This is a genomic window from Roseateles sp. P1_C1_2 (assembly GCF_056406535.1).
Genome location: NZ_JBFUAB010000017.1, coordinates 161,810 through 175,543, shown reverse-complemented (window position 1 = coordinate 175,543; position 13,734 = coordinate 161,810). Strand labels below are relative to the sequence as shown.

13 protein-coding genes and 1 tRNA gene are annotated in these 13,734 nt (G+C 68.9%); 8 read left to right on the top strand and 6 right to left on the bottom strand.

The features are described from left to right. On the top strand, positions 1-201 hold a 201-nt coding region (locus tag AC1D2H_RS18285), incomplete at its 5' end, for an IS3 family transposase (protein ID WP_478011955.1). A 200-nt stretch (positions 202-401) separates the two neighbouring features. Here AC1D2H_RS18285 and AC1D2H_RS18280 read toward each other — a convergent pair. Further along, positions 402-478: transfer RNA gene (locus AC1D2H_RS18280), tRNA-Ile, on the bottom strand. A 24-nt stretch (positions 479-502) separates the two neighbouring features. Next, a complete protein-coding gene (gene hrcA, locus AC1D2H_RS18275) occupies positions 503-1,510 on the bottom strand; it encodes a heat-inducible transcriptional repressor HrcA (protein WP_477934590.1) in 1,008 nt (335 codons plus the stop codon). A gap of 67 nt (positions 1,511-1,577) precedes the next feature. On the opposite strand from hrcA, the gene AC1D2H_RS18270 reads away from it, so the two are divergent. The 7 genes from AC1D2H_RS18270 to ampC all read left to right on the top strand — a co-directional run bounded on the left by AC1D2H_RS18270 (position 1,578) and on the right by ampC (position 9,716). Beyond that, positions 1,578-2,444 carry an NAD kinase gene (locus tag AC1D2H_RS18270; RefSeq protein WP_477934588.1) on the top strand — a complete coding sequence of 289 codons (867 nt, stop codon included), beginning with the start codon at positions 1,578-1,580 and terminating at the stop codon, positions 2,442-2,444. A gap of 10 nt (positions 2,445-2,454) precedes the next feature. Then, complete coding sequence (gene recN / locus AC1D2H_RS18265; RefSeq protein ID WP_477934586.1) at positions 2,455-4,149, top strand: DNA repair protein RecN; 1,695 nt, start codon at positions 2,455-2,457, stop codon at positions 4,147-4,149. Next, entirely contained in the window at positions 4,146-5,060 is a 915-nt protein-coding gene (gene rapZ, locus AC1D2H_RS18260) for an RNase adapter RapZ (protein ID WP_477934584.1), read from the top strand. The genes recN and rapZ overlap by 4 nt, the downstream gene beginning before the upstream one ends. 52 nt (positions 5,061-5,112) lie before the next feature. Then, positions 5,113-5,499: a BlaI/MecI/CopY family transcriptional regulator gene (locus AC1D2H_RS18255; RefSeq protein ID WP_477934582.1), complete on the top strand. Its 387-nt coding sequence runs from the start codon at positions 5,113-5,115 to the stop codon at positions 5,497-5,499. 73 nt (positions 5,500-5,572) lie between these two features. Further along, positions 5,573-7,297 (top strand): M56 family metallopeptidase, encoded by a 1,725-nt coding sequence (locus AC1D2H_RS18250; RefSeq protein ID WP_477934580.1) that lies wholly within the window; start codon positions 5,573-5,575, stop codon positions 7,295-7,297. A 125-nt stretch (positions 7,298-7,422) separates the two neighbouring features. Continuing rightward, positions 7,423-8,550: an FAD-dependent oxidoreductase gene (locus tag AC1D2H_RS18245; RefSeq protein ID WP_477934578.1), complete on the top strand. Its 1,128-nt coding sequence runs from the start codon at positions 7,423-7,425 to the stop codon at positions 8,548-8,550. Positions 8,551-8,564: 14 nt separating this feature from the next. Next, positions 8,565-9,716 (top strand): class C beta-lactamase, encoded by a 1,152-nt coding sequence (gene ampC, locus AC1D2H_RS18240; protein WP_478011954.1) that lies wholly within the window; start codon positions 8,565-8,567, stop codon positions 9,714-9,716. Between the two features lie 12 nt (positions 9,717-9,728). Here the strand turns inward: ampC and AC1D2H_RS18235 are convergent, their stop codons facing one another. From AC1D2H_RS18235 to mutM, 4 genes are all read right to left on the bottom strand, one after another. Next, positions 9,729-11,501: a methyl-accepting chemotaxis protein gene (locus AC1D2H_RS18235; RefSeq protein ID WP_478011953.1), complete on the bottom strand. Its 1,773-nt coding sequence runs from the start codon at positions 11,499-11,501 to the stop codon at positions 9,729-9,731. Between the two features lie 86 nt (positions 11,502-11,587). Next, positions 11,588-11,890 carry a hypothetical protein gene (locus AC1D2H_RS18230; RefSeq protein ID WP_477934572.1) on the bottom strand — a complete coding sequence of 101 codons (303 nt, stop codon included), beginning with the start codon at positions 11,888-11,890 and terminating at the stop codon, positions 11,588-11,590. Then, positions 11,891-12,919, bottom strand: a complete 1,029-nt coding sequence (gene mutY / locus AC1D2H_RS18225; RefSeq protein ID WP_478011952.1) for an A/G-specific adenine glycosylase — start codon at positions 12,917-12,919, stop codon at positions 11,891-11,893. After that, positions 12,904-13,722, bottom strand: a complete 819-nt coding sequence (gene mutM, locus AC1D2H_RS18220) for a bifunctional DNA-formamidopyrimidine glycosylase/DNA-(apurinic or apyrimidinic site) lyase (protein ID WP_478011951.1) — start codon at positions 13,720-13,722, stop codon at positions 12,904-12,906. The genes mutY and mutM overlap by 16 nt, the downstream gene beginning before the upstream one ends. Positions 13,723-13,734 lie beyond the last annotated feature (12 nt).

Here is a 13,734-nt window from a genome sequence, read left to right as displayed (position 1 = left end):
ATCAACGGCCTCTACAAAGCCGAGTTGATCCATCGCCGGGCGCCGTGGAAGACCAAGGAGTCCTTGGAGCTGGCGACGCTGGAATGGGTGTCCTGGTTCAACCACCACAGGCTGCTCGAACCCATCGGCTACATCCCGCCCGCCGAGGCTGAGTCAAACTACTACCGGCAACTTGCCAATCAGGCCGCGATGCCCGCCTGACTTAAACCAACCGGCCTCCATGGAACCCGGGGCGATTCACACTGGGGCCAGCGATCAAGCCGAGCGTTCGACCGGACGGCTCAACCTTCAGGCGCTATTGAAGCAAAGGTTGGCCGAGAGTTTTTCTACTTAACTTTGGCCAGATGACCAAGTTTCAGCGCAAGGCACATCGCGAATTCGACGAGAACACCGATGGATATTGGTAGGCCGTGTTGGACTTGAACCAACGACCAAAGGATTATGAGTCCTCTGCTCTGACCAACTGAGCTAACGGCCCCCGGGGAGGAGGCGCGGATTCTAGTCAGCGTTGGCTCAGCGCCTGGCCAACCATCCGCGACGTGATGTCGACGATCTGGATCATGCGGTCGTAGGCCATGCGCGTCGGGCCGATGACGCCCAGCGTGCCGACCACCTGACCGTCGACCTCGTAGGGCGCGCTGACGATGGACAGTTCCTCGTAGGGCACCACCTGGCTTTCGCCGCCGATGTAGATGCGCACGCCCTCGGCGCGGCTCGATGTGTCGAGCAGGCGCATCAGCTGGGTCTTCTCCTCGAAGAGGTCGAAGAGGCGGCGCAGGCTGCCCATGTCGTGGCTGAAGTCCTGCACGGTCAGCAGGTTGCGCTCGCCGGAGACGACGACGCGTTCTTCCTGCTGCTGCATGGCCTCGCTGCCCACCTGCACGGCCGCGCTCATCAGGCCGGCGATCTCGCCGCGCAGTGCGTCGACCTCATGGCGCAGGCGCTCGCGCACCGCCTCCAGCGTCAGGCCCGCGTAGCCGGCGTTGAGGCGGTTGCTGGCCTCCTGCAGTTCGCCCTGGCTCAGGTCCTGGGCCGTGAAGACGACGCGGTTCTGCACGTCGCCGTCGGGTGCCACGAGGATGACGAGGACGCGGCGCTCGCCCAGGCGCAGGAATTCGATGTGGTGGAAGACGCTGGGCTTCTTGGGTGCCGTGACGACGCCGACGAAGCTCGACAGGTTGGACAGCATCTGCGCCGCGCTGGCGATGACGCGCTGCGGCTGGTCGGGCTGCAGCTGCGCCGTCTCCACGCCGATGAGGCCGGGCTGGGCCGTCAGCATGGTGTCGACGAAGAGGCGGTAGCCGCGGGCGGTCGGGATGCGGCCGGCGCTGGTGTGCGGGCTGGCGATGAGGCCGAGCTCTTCCAGATCAGCCATCACGTTGCGGATGGTCGCCGGGCTGAGTTCCAGGCCCGAGGCTTTGGAGAGCGTGCGCGAGCCCACCGGCTGGCCGTCGGCGATATACCGTTCGACCAGGGTTTTCAGCAGGGATTTGGATCGCTCGTCCAGCATGGCCGCATTCTATGGACAGCGCTGTTCTGCCCGGGATGTGCAAACCCCCTGTGGTGTAATTTGCCGCATGGCCGAGCGCTTCAGACATGTCGCCATCGTGGGCAAGCATCAAGCGCCTGGCATCAGGCCGGTGCTGGAGGAGATTGCCCAATTTTTGTGCAGCCAGGGCCTGGACGTCTCGCTCGAAGCGGACACGGCGCTGAACACCGGCCTGACGGACTACGACGCGCTGTCCAACGACGAACTCGGCCGGCAATGCGACCTGGCGGTGGTCATCGGCGGCGACGGCACCATGCTGGGCTTCGCGCGCGACATGGCCCGCCACGGCATTCCGCTGGTGGGCATCAACCAGGGGCGCCTCGGTTTCATCACCGACATCCCCATCGAGCGCTGGCGCGAGTCATTGGCGCCGGTGCTGGCGGGTGACTACGAAGTCGAGCCACGGTCCATGCTGGAAGGCGCGGTCTGGCGCGACGGCGAATCCATCTTCTCCGGACTGGCGCTCAACGACGTGGTCGTCAGCCGCGGCGGCACGTCCGGCATGGTGGAGCTGAAGGTCAACGTCGGCGAGCAGTTCGTCGCCAATATGCGTGCCGACGGCCTGATCGTGGCATCGCCCACCGGTTCCACGGCCTATGCGCTGTCGGCCGGCGGGCCCATCCTGCACCCCAGCATCGCGGGCTGGCTGATCGTGCCGATCGCGCCTCACACCCTGTCGAACCGGCCCATCGTGCTGCCCGATCTGGGCGAGGTGCGCATGGAGATCGTCGCCGGACGCGATGCCTCGGTGAACTTCGACATGCAAAGCCTGGCCAGCCTGCTGCACGGCGACACCATCACCGTGCGGCGCAGCCAGCACCAAGTCCGCTTCCTGCACCCCAAGGGCTGGAGCTATTACGCGACCCTGCGACGCAAACTGCGTTGGTATGTTTAGAGCCTGACCCATGCTGCGGCACCTGAGCCTGAAGGATTTCGTCATCGTCCCCGCGCTGGAGCTCGACTTCGAGCCCGGCTTCGCCGTGTTGACCGGCGAGACCGGTGCGGGCAAGTCCATCCTCATCGATGCGCTGCAGCTGGCCCTGGGCGGCCGCGGTGACGCCGGTGTCGTGCGCGAGGGTGCGGCCAAGGCCGAGATCTGCGCCGAGTTCGACACGCCGCCGCATCTGCGCACCTGGCTGGACGAAGCCGGCTTCGACTGCGACGACACGCTGCTGCTGCGCCGCGTCATCGACGCCGCGGGAAAAAGCCGCGCCTGGATCAATGGCGGTGCCGCCACGCTGACCCAGTTGCGCGAGCTGGCCGACCACCTGCTCGACATCCACGGCCAGCACGCCTGGCAAGGCCTGACCCGCCCGGCCGCCGTGCGCGAGCTGCTGGACGGTTTCGCCGGCCTGGACACCGCACCGCTGGCCCGCGCCCACGCCGCCTGGAAGCAGGCCGCCGAGGCGCTGCAAAAGGCCCAGGGCCAGCAGGCCGACGCGCTGCGCGAACGCGAGCGCCTGGCCTGGCAGATCGGCGAACTGGACGGCCTCGCGCCCGCCGAGGGCGAGTGGGAGGAGCTGAACGCCGAGCATGGTCGCCTGTCGCACGGCCAGTCCCTCATCGACGCGGCCAAGTCGGCGCTCGACGCCCTGGACGAGGCCGAACCCAGCGCCCAGTCGCTGGCCGGCGGCGCGCTGGACCAGCTCGAACGCGTACTCGACCATGACGCCCGCCTGCTGCCCGCCGTGCAGGCCCTGCGCGACGTGCAGGCGCAGTTGCAGGATGCCTGCCACACGCTGTCCGCCTATCTGCACAAGGCCGACCTCGACCCGAACCGCCTCGCGGAGCTGGACGAGCGCGTGTCGGCCTGGATGACGCTGGCCCGCCGCTACCGCCGCCAGCCTCAGGAGTTGCCGACGCTGCTCGCGCAATGGCGCACGGAACTCGCCGCACTTGATGCCGCCAGCGACCCGGCCCAGCTCGAAGCGGCGCTGGCCGCCACGCGCCAGGCTTTCGACGCCGAGGCGCAGGCGGCCAGCCGCGCCCGCAAGAAGGCCGCACCTCAATTGGCGAGCGCCGTCACGGCCGCAATGCAGCAGCTGGGCATGGCGGGTGGCCAGTTCGATATCGCCCTGAATGCGACGGACGGCCCGCAGAGCTTTGGCGTCGAAGCCGCCGAATTCCTCGTCGCCGGCCACGCCGGCAGCACGCCGCGGCCGCTGGCCAAGGTGGCCTCGGGCGGCGAGCTGTCGCGCATCGCGCTGGCCATCGCCGTGACCGCCAGCCAGGCCGCCACCGGCAACGCCCCAGGCACGCTGATCTTTGACGAAATCGATGTCGGCATCGGGGGCGCCGTTGCCGAAACCGTGGGCCGGCTGATGAAGCAACTCGGCCATTCGGCCACCGGCCAGCGCCAGGTGCTGGCCGTCACCCATCTGCCCCAGGTCGCGGCCTGCGCTGATCGTCACCTCGTCGTCGCCAAGGCCTTGCAGGGCACAACCACCGTCAGCTCGGTCAGCCCGGTGGTTGGCGAGGCCCGCGTGGCCGAGGTGGCCCGCATGCTGGGCGGCGAACGCCTGTCCTCCACCAGCCTTGCGCATGCGCAGGAGATGCTGGACGCGTCCACGGCCATGAAGCCGCGCAAGGCGAAGTCATGAGCACAGACCCGGATCTGCACGGCGACGTGGTGCTGCTGACCGGCATGTCCGGCGGTGGCAAGTCGGTGGCCATGCACGCACTGGAAGACGCCGGCTATTTCTGCGTCGACAACCTGCCCGCCGAACTGCTGCTGGACTTCCTGCGCCTGGAGCAGCAACGCGGTGAGCGGCGGGTTGCCATCGCGGTGGACGTGCGCTCGGCCAGCTCGCTGCCGATGCTGCTGCCGCTGCTGAAGGACCTGCGCGCCACCGGTGTGCCGGTGCGTTCCATCTTCCTGGATGCGAGCAACGACGCGCTGATGCGCCGCTTCTCCGAGACGCGCCGCCCCCACCCCCTGCGCGAGGACCGCGACACCGGCTTCGGCGGCCTGGAAAGCGCTGCCGATGAGAGCCACCGCCTGCTGCTGGATGCCATCAAGCTGGAGCGCGAGCTGCTGGGCGGCCTCAAGGCCGAGTCCACCGTCATCGACACCAGCCAGCTGCGCCCGGCCCAGCTGCGCGCCTGGCTGGGCGACCTCGTCGGCCCCAACGCCGGCACCAAGCTGACGCTGGTGTTCGAATCGTTCGCGTTCAAGCACGGTGTGCCCAGCGACGCGGACTTCGTCTTTGACGTGCGCGTGCTGCCCAACCCTTACTACGACCGCGAACTGCGCCCACTGAACGGCCGCGATGCGCCGGTGGCCGCCTATCTGGCGGCTCAGCCGGAGGTCGGCCTGATGATGGGCCAGATCGCCGGCTTCCTGTCGCGCTGGCTGCCCAACTTCGCGGCCGACCAGCGCAGCTACCTGACCGTCGCCATCGGCTGCACCGGCGGCCAGCACCGTTCGGTCTATCTCGTCGAGATGCTGGCGCGGCAGTTCGGCCACCACGGTCACGTGCTCAAACGCCACCGCGAACTGGATGCTCGGTAGTTTCAGAATTCTTGTTCTAGACAACTAGTTCTAGAACGATTATTCTGAACGCATGAGTCAAACACCCCCCGCCAAGCCGACGCCGGCCGAGCTGGACCTGCTGCAGGTGCTGTGGCGCCTCGGCTCCGGCGACGCCAAGGCCGTGCACGAGGCCTTGCTGCCCGAGCGCCCGGACGCCACCTACGCCACCGTGCTGCGCCAGTTGCAGGTCATGCATGGCAAGGGCTTGCTGAGCCGAGACGAGAGCCAGCGCCCGCAGCTCTATGCCCCCGTGCAGGCACAGGACAAGCTGCAACAGTCCCTCATGAAGGACTTCATCAGCAAGGCCTTTGCCGGCTCGGGCAAGGCCCTGGTGCTGGCGGCCCTGAAGAGCCATGTCAGCGCCAAGGAGCGAGCGGAAATCCGCCAGCTGCTGGCCAACAAGAGAGATGAAGCATGAGCGCCGCGCCGGGCCGCCCCAAGCAAGCTCGCTCCCGCTCGGCGGGACAGGCCGCAGGCCGAAGGGTGCACTAATGAGCCTGGACATCGTCATGAATGCCTGGGGCTGGGCCCTCGTCAACTTCGTCTGGCAGGGTGTCCTCGTCGGCGGCGTGGTGGCCTTGCTGCTGGCACTGATGCGCGGCGCTTCGGCGCGCTGGCGCTATGCCGTCTGCGCGGCCGGCCTGGGCCTGTGCCTCGGCCTGCCGCTGGCCCAGTGCCTGGACCTCGGGCCGGCTGAAGCCGAGTTCATCGGCGAACTGCCGCCGCTGGCCGAGCAGATGCCGGCCCTGGTCAGCGCCTGGGCCCTGGGCACGGCGCTGATGCTGGCCCGCCTGGCCCTCGGCCTGGCCTGGGTGGGCCGCGCGCGGCGGCGCAGCACGCCGGCGCCGGCCGAATGGCAGGCGCGGCTGGACGCCCTCGCCCGCCGCCTTGGGCTGAAGCGTGCCGTGCCGCTGCGCTTGCTGCCCGAGCTCGCCGGCCCCATCGCCATCGGCATGCTGAAGCCCTGCGTGCTGCTGCCAGCTGCGCTGCTCGCCCGCCTGCCCGTGGATCTGCTCGAAGCCCTGCTCGCCCACGAGCTCGCCCACGTGCGGCGCTGGGACTATCTCGCCAACCTGCTGCAGAGCGCCGTCGAGGCCCTGCTCTTCTTCCACCCCGTCGTCTGGTGGCTCTCGGCTCGCATGCGCCACGAGCGCGAGCTGGTGGCTGACGAGATCTCGGCCGAACTGGTCGGCGACTCACGCCGCCTGGCCCTGGCCCTGCACGCCCTTTCTGAACTGGACTCTTCCGACATGACCCCCTCTCCCGCAATCGCCGCTCGCGGCGGCGATCTGCTCGCGCGCATCGAACGCCTGCTCGCACCCCGTCCCCAGGCCACCGGCTGGAAGCTGGCCCTGCCGGCGCTGCTGATCGCCGCGACCAGCTTCGTCGTGCAAGCCAAGGGCCGCGACCCGGTCGAGCCGCCGCCGGGTCCGGTGGCCGCCGTCGAAGCCGAGGCCGCACCGGTCCAGCAACTGCGCCTGCCCGTCAACGCCAAGCATGTCGTCGTCATCGACGACGCCACGGGCAAGGTGCTGATGGCCCGCGACGCCGATGCCGTCGTGCCCATCGCCTCGCTGACCAAGCTGCTGACGGCCATGGTCGTGCTGGACGCCAAGCTGGACCCGAACGAGAAGCTGCGCATCACGAGCGACGACGTCGACACCCTCAAGCACAGCCGCTCGCGGGTGCGCGTGGGCACGCAGATGAGCCGCCAGGCAGCGCTGGAGCTGGCGCTGATGGAATCCGAGAACCGTGCGGCCGCGGCGCTGGCACGCACCTATCCGGGTGGTGACGCAGGCTTCGAGAAGGCCATGCTGGCCAAGATCCGCGCTCTGGGCCTGAAGCACACCGCCATCACCGACCCGACCGGCCTGTCGCCGGCCAACACCTCGACGGCCACTGAGATGGCGGCCATCACGGCCGCGGCGGCGCGCTACGGCGAGATCGAGCGCATCACCAGCGTCAAGAAGACCAAGGTGCCCGTGGACGGCCGCCAGCGCGAAGTGCGCAACACCAACCGTCTCGTCGGCGCCAAGGGCTGGAACATCCGCGTCTCCAAGACAGGTTACACCGAGGAAGCCGGCCGCTGCCTGGCGATGCGCATCCTGAACGGCAAGCGCCCGGTCACCGTCGTGCTGCTGGACGCCGATGGCTCGGCCAACCGCCTGCGCGATGCGGCGCTGATCCGAAAATCGCTGGCCAAACAAGCTTCATGAAGCCCCTCGTCCAAGGAGTACCTTGGCCGGCCCCCCGCGGGGACGGCGATGCTTGCCGGCTCGACCGGCAAGCACATCACCAGAGCGGGCCGGCTCGGGAGCGGCTCGTCGCTCGGCCCGCAAGCGTGCACCGCCGCCATTTGCTCGCAGCGGGCAGCGCCACGCTGACCCTGCCAGCCTGGGGTCTGGACTTCGCCGCACCGCGCGCGCCGGCCGCCATGCGCGCCAGCGTCGACCGCATCATCGACATCGCCGTCGGCATCCGCCCCTTCCGCGCCCAGGGGCCGCGCATCGAGGCCGAGAAGCGCTTTGGCAAGACCCTGGTCCACCACTACGGCCATGGCGGCAGCGGCTGGTCGCTGTCCTGGGGCTCGGCGCAGCGCGCGCTGGCGCTGATCCAGGCCAGCGGCATGCGCCCGGGCGAGCGCATCGCCGTCATCGGCTGCGGCGCCATCGGCCTGACGACGGCACGCACCGCCCAGCAGGCAGGCTACAAGGTCAGGCTCTACGCCAAGGATCGCCCGCCCCGCGTGCATTCCTCGGCCGCCACCGGGCTGTGGACGCCAGACTCGCGCATCGTCACCGAAGAGCACGCCAGCGAGACCTGGACGGCCGACTGGGAGGCGATGGCGCGCGCCTCGTTCAAGGTGCACCAGGGCTATCTCGGCCTGCCATCGGGCCCCGTTGAATGGCATGACGGCTATGTCGTCGCCGACGAGGATTTCAACCAACCCCTGCCCGGCCATATCGGCGAGCCCGACTACCCAGAGCTCGCGTCGCGCATCGCCGATCTGCGCCCGCAGGGCAAGGCGCTCTCGCCCGCGGAGCATCCTTTTCGCACGCCCCACGCACGCCGCTTCACCCAGCTCATCTTCAACATCCCGGCCTATCAACGCCTGCTGCTGGACGACTTCGCCCGCGACGGCGGCGAGTTGGTGCAGCGCGAGTTCCAGCAGCCGCGCGACTTCGCACGCCTGCCCGAGCGTGTCATCGTCAACTGCACCGGCGACGGCGCGCGCAAGCTGCTCGGCGACACGGGCATGACGCCGGTACGCGGCCAGACGGCCCGGCTGATTCCACAGCCCGAGGTGGACTACGCACTGATCTACCGCGGCCAGAACCTCGTCGTGCTGCCGCGCCGCGACGGGCTGCTCGTCGCCGCCATGGGCGAGCACGACTTCGGCAACGCCGACCTCACGCCCGACCGGGCCCAGTCCGAAGACGCCGTGCGGCGTCTGGCCGCGCTGTTCTAGCCGGGGTGGGAGCTATGCACCGCTTCATGAGGACGCCTCTCATCCTCTGCGCATTGCTGGGGCCTGCCGCGGCCCACGCCGTAGATGAAGGCCGCATCCGCGCCGCCGTGGAAGCCGCCCTCCTGCCGATGATGTCGCGCCACGACATCCCCGGCATGGCCGCAGCCTTGACCGTGGACGGCCGCGCCTACGTCTTCAACTTCGGCGTCACCTCGAAGCAGGCCCAGGCGCCCGTCACGGATGCCACGCTGTTCGAGATCGGCTCGGTGAGCAAGACCTTCACGGCCACCCTGGCGGCCTACGCACAGAGCACCGGCAAGCTGTCGCTGGACGACCATCCCGGCAAATACCTTCATGAACTGACGGGCACGGCCATCGACAAGGCCACGGTGCTGCATCTGGCCACCTATACCGCCGGCGGCCTTCCGTTGCAGTTCCCGGATGCGGTGGTGGGTGACGCCGCGACCTTGCGCTACTTCCGCGACTGGAAGCCGACGGCGCGGCCGGGCAGTGTGCGCGGCTACTCCAACCCCAGCCTGGGCCTGCTGGGTCTCGTCACGGCGAAGGCGCTCGGCGAAGACTTCGCGACGGCGCTCGAGACGCGGCTGTTCCCTGCGTTCGGCATGGCCCACAGCCACGTCCGCATGCCCGAGCACGCCATGAAGGACTACGCCTGGGGCCATCGCGAAGACAGGCAGGTCAGGATGCAGCCCGGGCCGCTCGCCGAACCCACCTACGGCATCAGGACGACCGCCTCGGACCTGCTGCGCTTCGTGCAGGCGAACATCGATCCGAGCTCATTGGCGCCCGCGATGCGCCGCGCCGTCGAGGCCACGCAGGTCGGGCACTTCCGCTCGGGGCCGCTCGTCCAGGGGCTGGGATGGGAGCAATACCCCTTCCCCGTCTCGCGCGAATGGCTGCTGGGCGGCAACTCGGCGGAAATGATCTTCGACGCACGGCCTGCAGAGCGCCTGCCTCGCACAACGCCGGGCGAACCTCGACTCTTCAACAAGACGGGTTCGACGGGAGGTTTCGGCGCCTATGTCGCCTTCATCCCCTCGCGGCGCGTGGGCCTCGTGCTGCTGGCGAATCGGAACTACCCGATTCCGGCACGCATCGAGGCGGCGTGGTCCATCCTGCAGGCCTTGACCGAAGCGCCCGACTGAGACGCGCGGCGCTCAGAAGGTTTCCCAGTCGCCTTCGCTGGTGCTGGGTGTCGGTGCAGGCGCGGGCCTGGGTGTCGGCGCCACGACGGCAGCCGTCGCAGGCGCGGGCCTGGGCGCCGCGGGCCTGGCGGCCGGCCTGGCTGCCGCCTTGGGCGCGGCGGCAGGCCTGGACGCCGGCTTGGGCGAACTGCGCGGCGCGGCGCTGGCGTGGCCCGCCATGTGCGCTTCCACGCGGAAGGCCGCCACCGCTTCGGACAATTTGGCCGTCTGCATGCGCATGCTCTCCGCCGCGGCCGCCGTCTGCTCCACCAGGGCCGCGTTCTGCTGGGTGGCCTGGTCGAGCTGGCTGACGGCGGCATTGATCTGGCCCACACCCTCGCTCTGCTCGCGGCTGGACACCGTGATCTCGCCGACGAGATCGGTCACCTTGCGCACCTCGTTGACCATCTGGCCAATGGTCTCGCGCGCGGCCAGCACCTGGGCACTGCCGCTCTCGACCTTGCCGACGCTGTCGCCGATCAGGCTCTTGATCTCCTTGGCTGCCTCGGCGCTGCGCTGTGCCAGCAGGCGCACCTCGCCGGCCACGACGGCGAAGCCGCGCCCCTGCTCGCCCGCCCGCGCCGCCTCGACGGCCGCGTTCAGCGCGAGGATATTGGTCTGGAAGGCGATGCCGTCGATGGTGCCGATGATGTCGGAGATCTTGCGGCTGGAGGTCGAGATGGCATCCATCGTCGTGACGACCTCACCCACCGCAGTGCCGCCGGCGCCGGCCACTTCGGAGGCATGGTTGGCGAGCTGGTCGGCCTGGCGGGCGTTGTCGGCATTGGCCTTGATCTGCGCGGCCATCTGCTCGACCGAAGCAGCCGTCTCTTCCAGGCTGGAAGCCTGGCTCTCGGTGCGCGCCGACAGGTCGGCATTGCCCTGGGCGATCTCGGCCGCGGCGACATTGAGCTGGTCGCAGCCCTGGCGCACGCCCGACACCATGCGCGCCAGGTTCTGCGTCATCTCGTCCAGCATGTTCACCAGCTGGCCGAGCTCGTCGCGCGAACTGCTCTGCAGGCGCATCGTCAGGTCACCGGCCGCCACGGCCTTGACGGCCTCGGAGGCGCGTTGCACCGGGCCGGTGATGGAGCGGGTGATCCACAAGGCCGCGAACACGCCGATGACCAGGGCAACGACGGATGCGATACCGAAGATCAGCAACACGCGCCGGTAGGCACTCTCTGCGGACGCCGTCGTCTGCGCGGCCAGCTTCTCGTTGTAGTCCCACCACTTGTTGACGTTCTGGCGCAGCGGCAGAAACGTGCTGCGGACGGCGGTGGCGCTCATCTCGCGGGCGGCGGTGCCCTGGGTCGGGTCGGCAGCGCTTTCTTCGGAGGCCTTGAGGACTTTTTCCTGCCCCGTGAAATAGGCCTCGGCGCCCTCGCGCACCGTCTTCAGCAGCCCACGATCCTCGTCGTCCGCCGCCAGCAGCTCATAGTCCTTGAGGCGCTGCCTGATGTCGTCGCGGGCCTTGGCAATCTGTGCGCCGAGCGCCTTCTTCTCCTTGTCGTCATCGGTCAGGATGTGCTGTTGCTCAAGCCGCCGCGAGTCTGAGACCGTGCCGTCGATCAGGTGAATGATGCGCAGCGACGGCAGGATGTTCTCGGGGTAGTACTCGGCGTAGTAGTTGATCGACTTCGCGAGCAGCGTTCCCACGCCGGCCATCGCGAGCATCAACACCAGCAGGATGGCGAATGCAAGGCCAAGGCGCGCACCGACGCGCAGGTTCTTCAAGGCATCCAAGGCTGTCCCCTCTCATTGTTGTTCGGGGGACTTTGCTCCTTTCAGCGCGGGCAGGCAATGCGCTGGAGCGTGAAGAGTGCGCAGTGTCAGCTTTCCGCCGCGTCCGACTCGCCGAGCAGTTGGGCCAGCAACACGGCCGTGCCTATGGGCGCGAAGATGACGATGGCAATGAACCAGGGCCAAAAGCGCCGGCCGGTGCGCCGCACCAGTTGCATCATGAAGACGCAGTGCATGCTGCTGGCAATCATCAGCCCCAGCCCCAGAAGCGCGAGCTTGGACGCCGGTGGCTCATCGTCCTGCGTGCTGCTGATGAGCTGCCACAGGCACAGGCCGGCGACGAGCAGGGTGATCACCGCGTACTCGATGCCGCTCTTGATTGCGGGTTTCATTCAGCTTTCCTCGATCAGTTTCTTCAGCGGCGCTGGCAGCGCGTAACTCGCGAGTTTCTCCCGGGCGACCCAGGTGCCCGAGCCAAATTCGGGCAGGTTTCCCCCAAGCGCCTCGACCCGCATCGTGTGCAGCACCCAGTCGAAATGGGTCAGCGCATGCTCGATGCGCGGCAGCGTCTCCAAGGCGACATCGGGCAGGGCCGCGCGGGCGCTGGCCTCATCGTCGAACATGGGCAGCGTCCACAGGCCCGCCCAGACGCCCGTCGCGGGCCGCTGCTGCAGCAAGACCTGGCCCTCTGCACCGGCCACCCACAGCCACCAGTTCTCGCGGCGGCCGCGCTTGAGCTTCCTGGTCTTGACCGGATAGCGGGTCGGGTCACCGGCATGCTGGGCGCGACACATGGGCTGCACCGGGCAGAGCAGACAGTCCGGCGCGCGCGTGCTGCAGATGGTGGCGCCCAGGTCCATCAGGCCCTGGGTGTAACGGTCCACGTCCAGGTCGGGCAGCAGCTCGGTGGCGCAGCTCCACAGCTTCTTCTCGGCCGCGCCGCTGCTGAGGTCGCCGTCGAAGGCCAGCACGCGTGACAGCACGCGCTTCACATTGCCGTCCAGGATGGCGACGCGCTCGCCGAAGCAGAAGGCCGCGATCGCCGCGGCGGTGGAGCGGCCGATGCCCGGCAGCGTCTGCAAGCCGGCCGCCGTGCCCGGGAACGCGCCGCCGTGCAAGGTCGCCACGGCCTGGGCGCAGGCATGCAGATTGCGCGCCCGGCTGTAGTAGCCCAGGCCCGCCCACTGCGCCAGCACCTCGTCCAGCGTCGCCGCGGCCAGGTCGGTGACCTTGGGCCAGCGCGCCAGGAAGCGCTCGTAGTAGCCGAGCACGGTGTTCACCTGGGTCTGCTGCAGCATGACTTCCGACAGCCAGACGCGGTAGGGGTCGCGCGTGTTCTGCCAGGGCAGGGTGTTGCGGCCATGGCGGCGCTGCCAGGCGACGACGGTCCTGCCGAAGTCCTTGATCAGCGCTTCTGGCATTGGGGGCAGAAAAAGGTGGAACGCTGGCCCTGCACGATGCGCTTGATGAGGGTGCCGCAGCGCCGGCAAGGCTCGCCCTCGCGGCCATAGACCTGGGCCTGCATCTGGAAGCTGCCGGCCACGCCGTGGGCATCGCGGAAGTCGCGCAGCGTCGTGCCGCCGGCTTCCAGCGCCTGGCCGAGCACCGTGCGCACGGCGGCGGCCAGTTTGTCCGCCCGTGGACGGCTGAGCTTGCCGGCAGGCAGGCGGGGGTCGATGCCGGCCATGAACAGCGCCTCGCAGGCGTAGATGTTGCCGGCGCCGACGACGATGTCGCCCGCCAGCAGCGCCTGCTTGATGGCGACGCGCCGGCCGCTCAGGGCCGCATGCAGGTGCAGGCCGTCGAAGCGCTCGTCGAAGGGTTCCAGGCCCAGGCTGCCCAGCAGCGTGGCGACGGGCTCGGCATCCAGGGCCGCGCCCCAGACGACGGCACCGAAGCGGCGCGGGTCGGTCAGGCGCAGCAGGCCGTGGTCGGTATGCAGGTCGAAATGGTCATGCGCGCCCGCTGCCGGTGTCGTGTCCAGGAAGGCCAGCGACCCCGACATGCCCAGGTGCATCAGCAGGCCGYCGCGCTCATCGAGCGGCAGCCACAAATATTTACCCCGCCTTTGCGTGCTGCCGACGCGAGCGCCGAGCAGGGTTTCCGGGTCCACGCCGAGGGGCCAGCGCAGCGGTTTTCCCAGGCGCAGACCGGTCACCCGGGCGCCTTGGATGGCATCCGCAAAGCTGCGGCGCGTGACTTCGACTTCAGGTAACTCGGGCATGGGCTGGAAATC

Coding starts and splice junctions, on each gene's coding strand:
- mutY (WP_478011952.1), bottom strand. CDS start 12,919: ATGCCAGAAGCGCTGATCAAGGACTTCGGCAGGACCGTCGTCGCCTGG.
- AC1D2H_RS18270 (WP_477934588.1), top strand. CDS start 1,578: ATGGCCGAGCGCTTCAGACATGTCGCCATCGTGGGCAAGCATCAAGCG.
- recN (WP_477934586.1), top strand. CDS start 2,455: ATGCTGCGGCACCTGAGCCTGAAGGATTTCGTCATCGTCCCCGCGCTG.
- rapZ (WP_477934584.1), top strand. CDS start 4,146: ATGAGCACAGACCCGGATCTGCACGGCGACGTGGTGCTGCTGACCGGC.
- AC1D2H_RS18255 (WP_477934582.1), top strand. CDS start 5,113: ATGAGTCAAACACCCCCCGCCAAGCCGACGCCGGCCGAGCTGGACCTG.
- AC1D2H_RS18230 (WP_477934572.1), bottom strand. CDS start 11,890: ATGAAACCCGCAATCAAGAGCGGCATCGAGTACGCGGTGATCACCCTG.
- ampC (WP_478011954.1), top strand. CDS start 8,565: ATGCACCGCTTCATGAGGACGCCTCTCATCCTCTGCGCATTGCTGGGG.
- hrcA (WP_477934590.1), bottom strand. CDS start 1,510: ATGCTGGACGAGCGATCCAAATCCCTGCTGAAAACCCTGGTCGAACGG.
- AC1D2H_RS18250 (WP_477934580.1), top strand. CDS start 5,573: ATGAGCCTGGACATCGTCATGAATGCCTGGGGCTGGGCCCTCGTCAAC.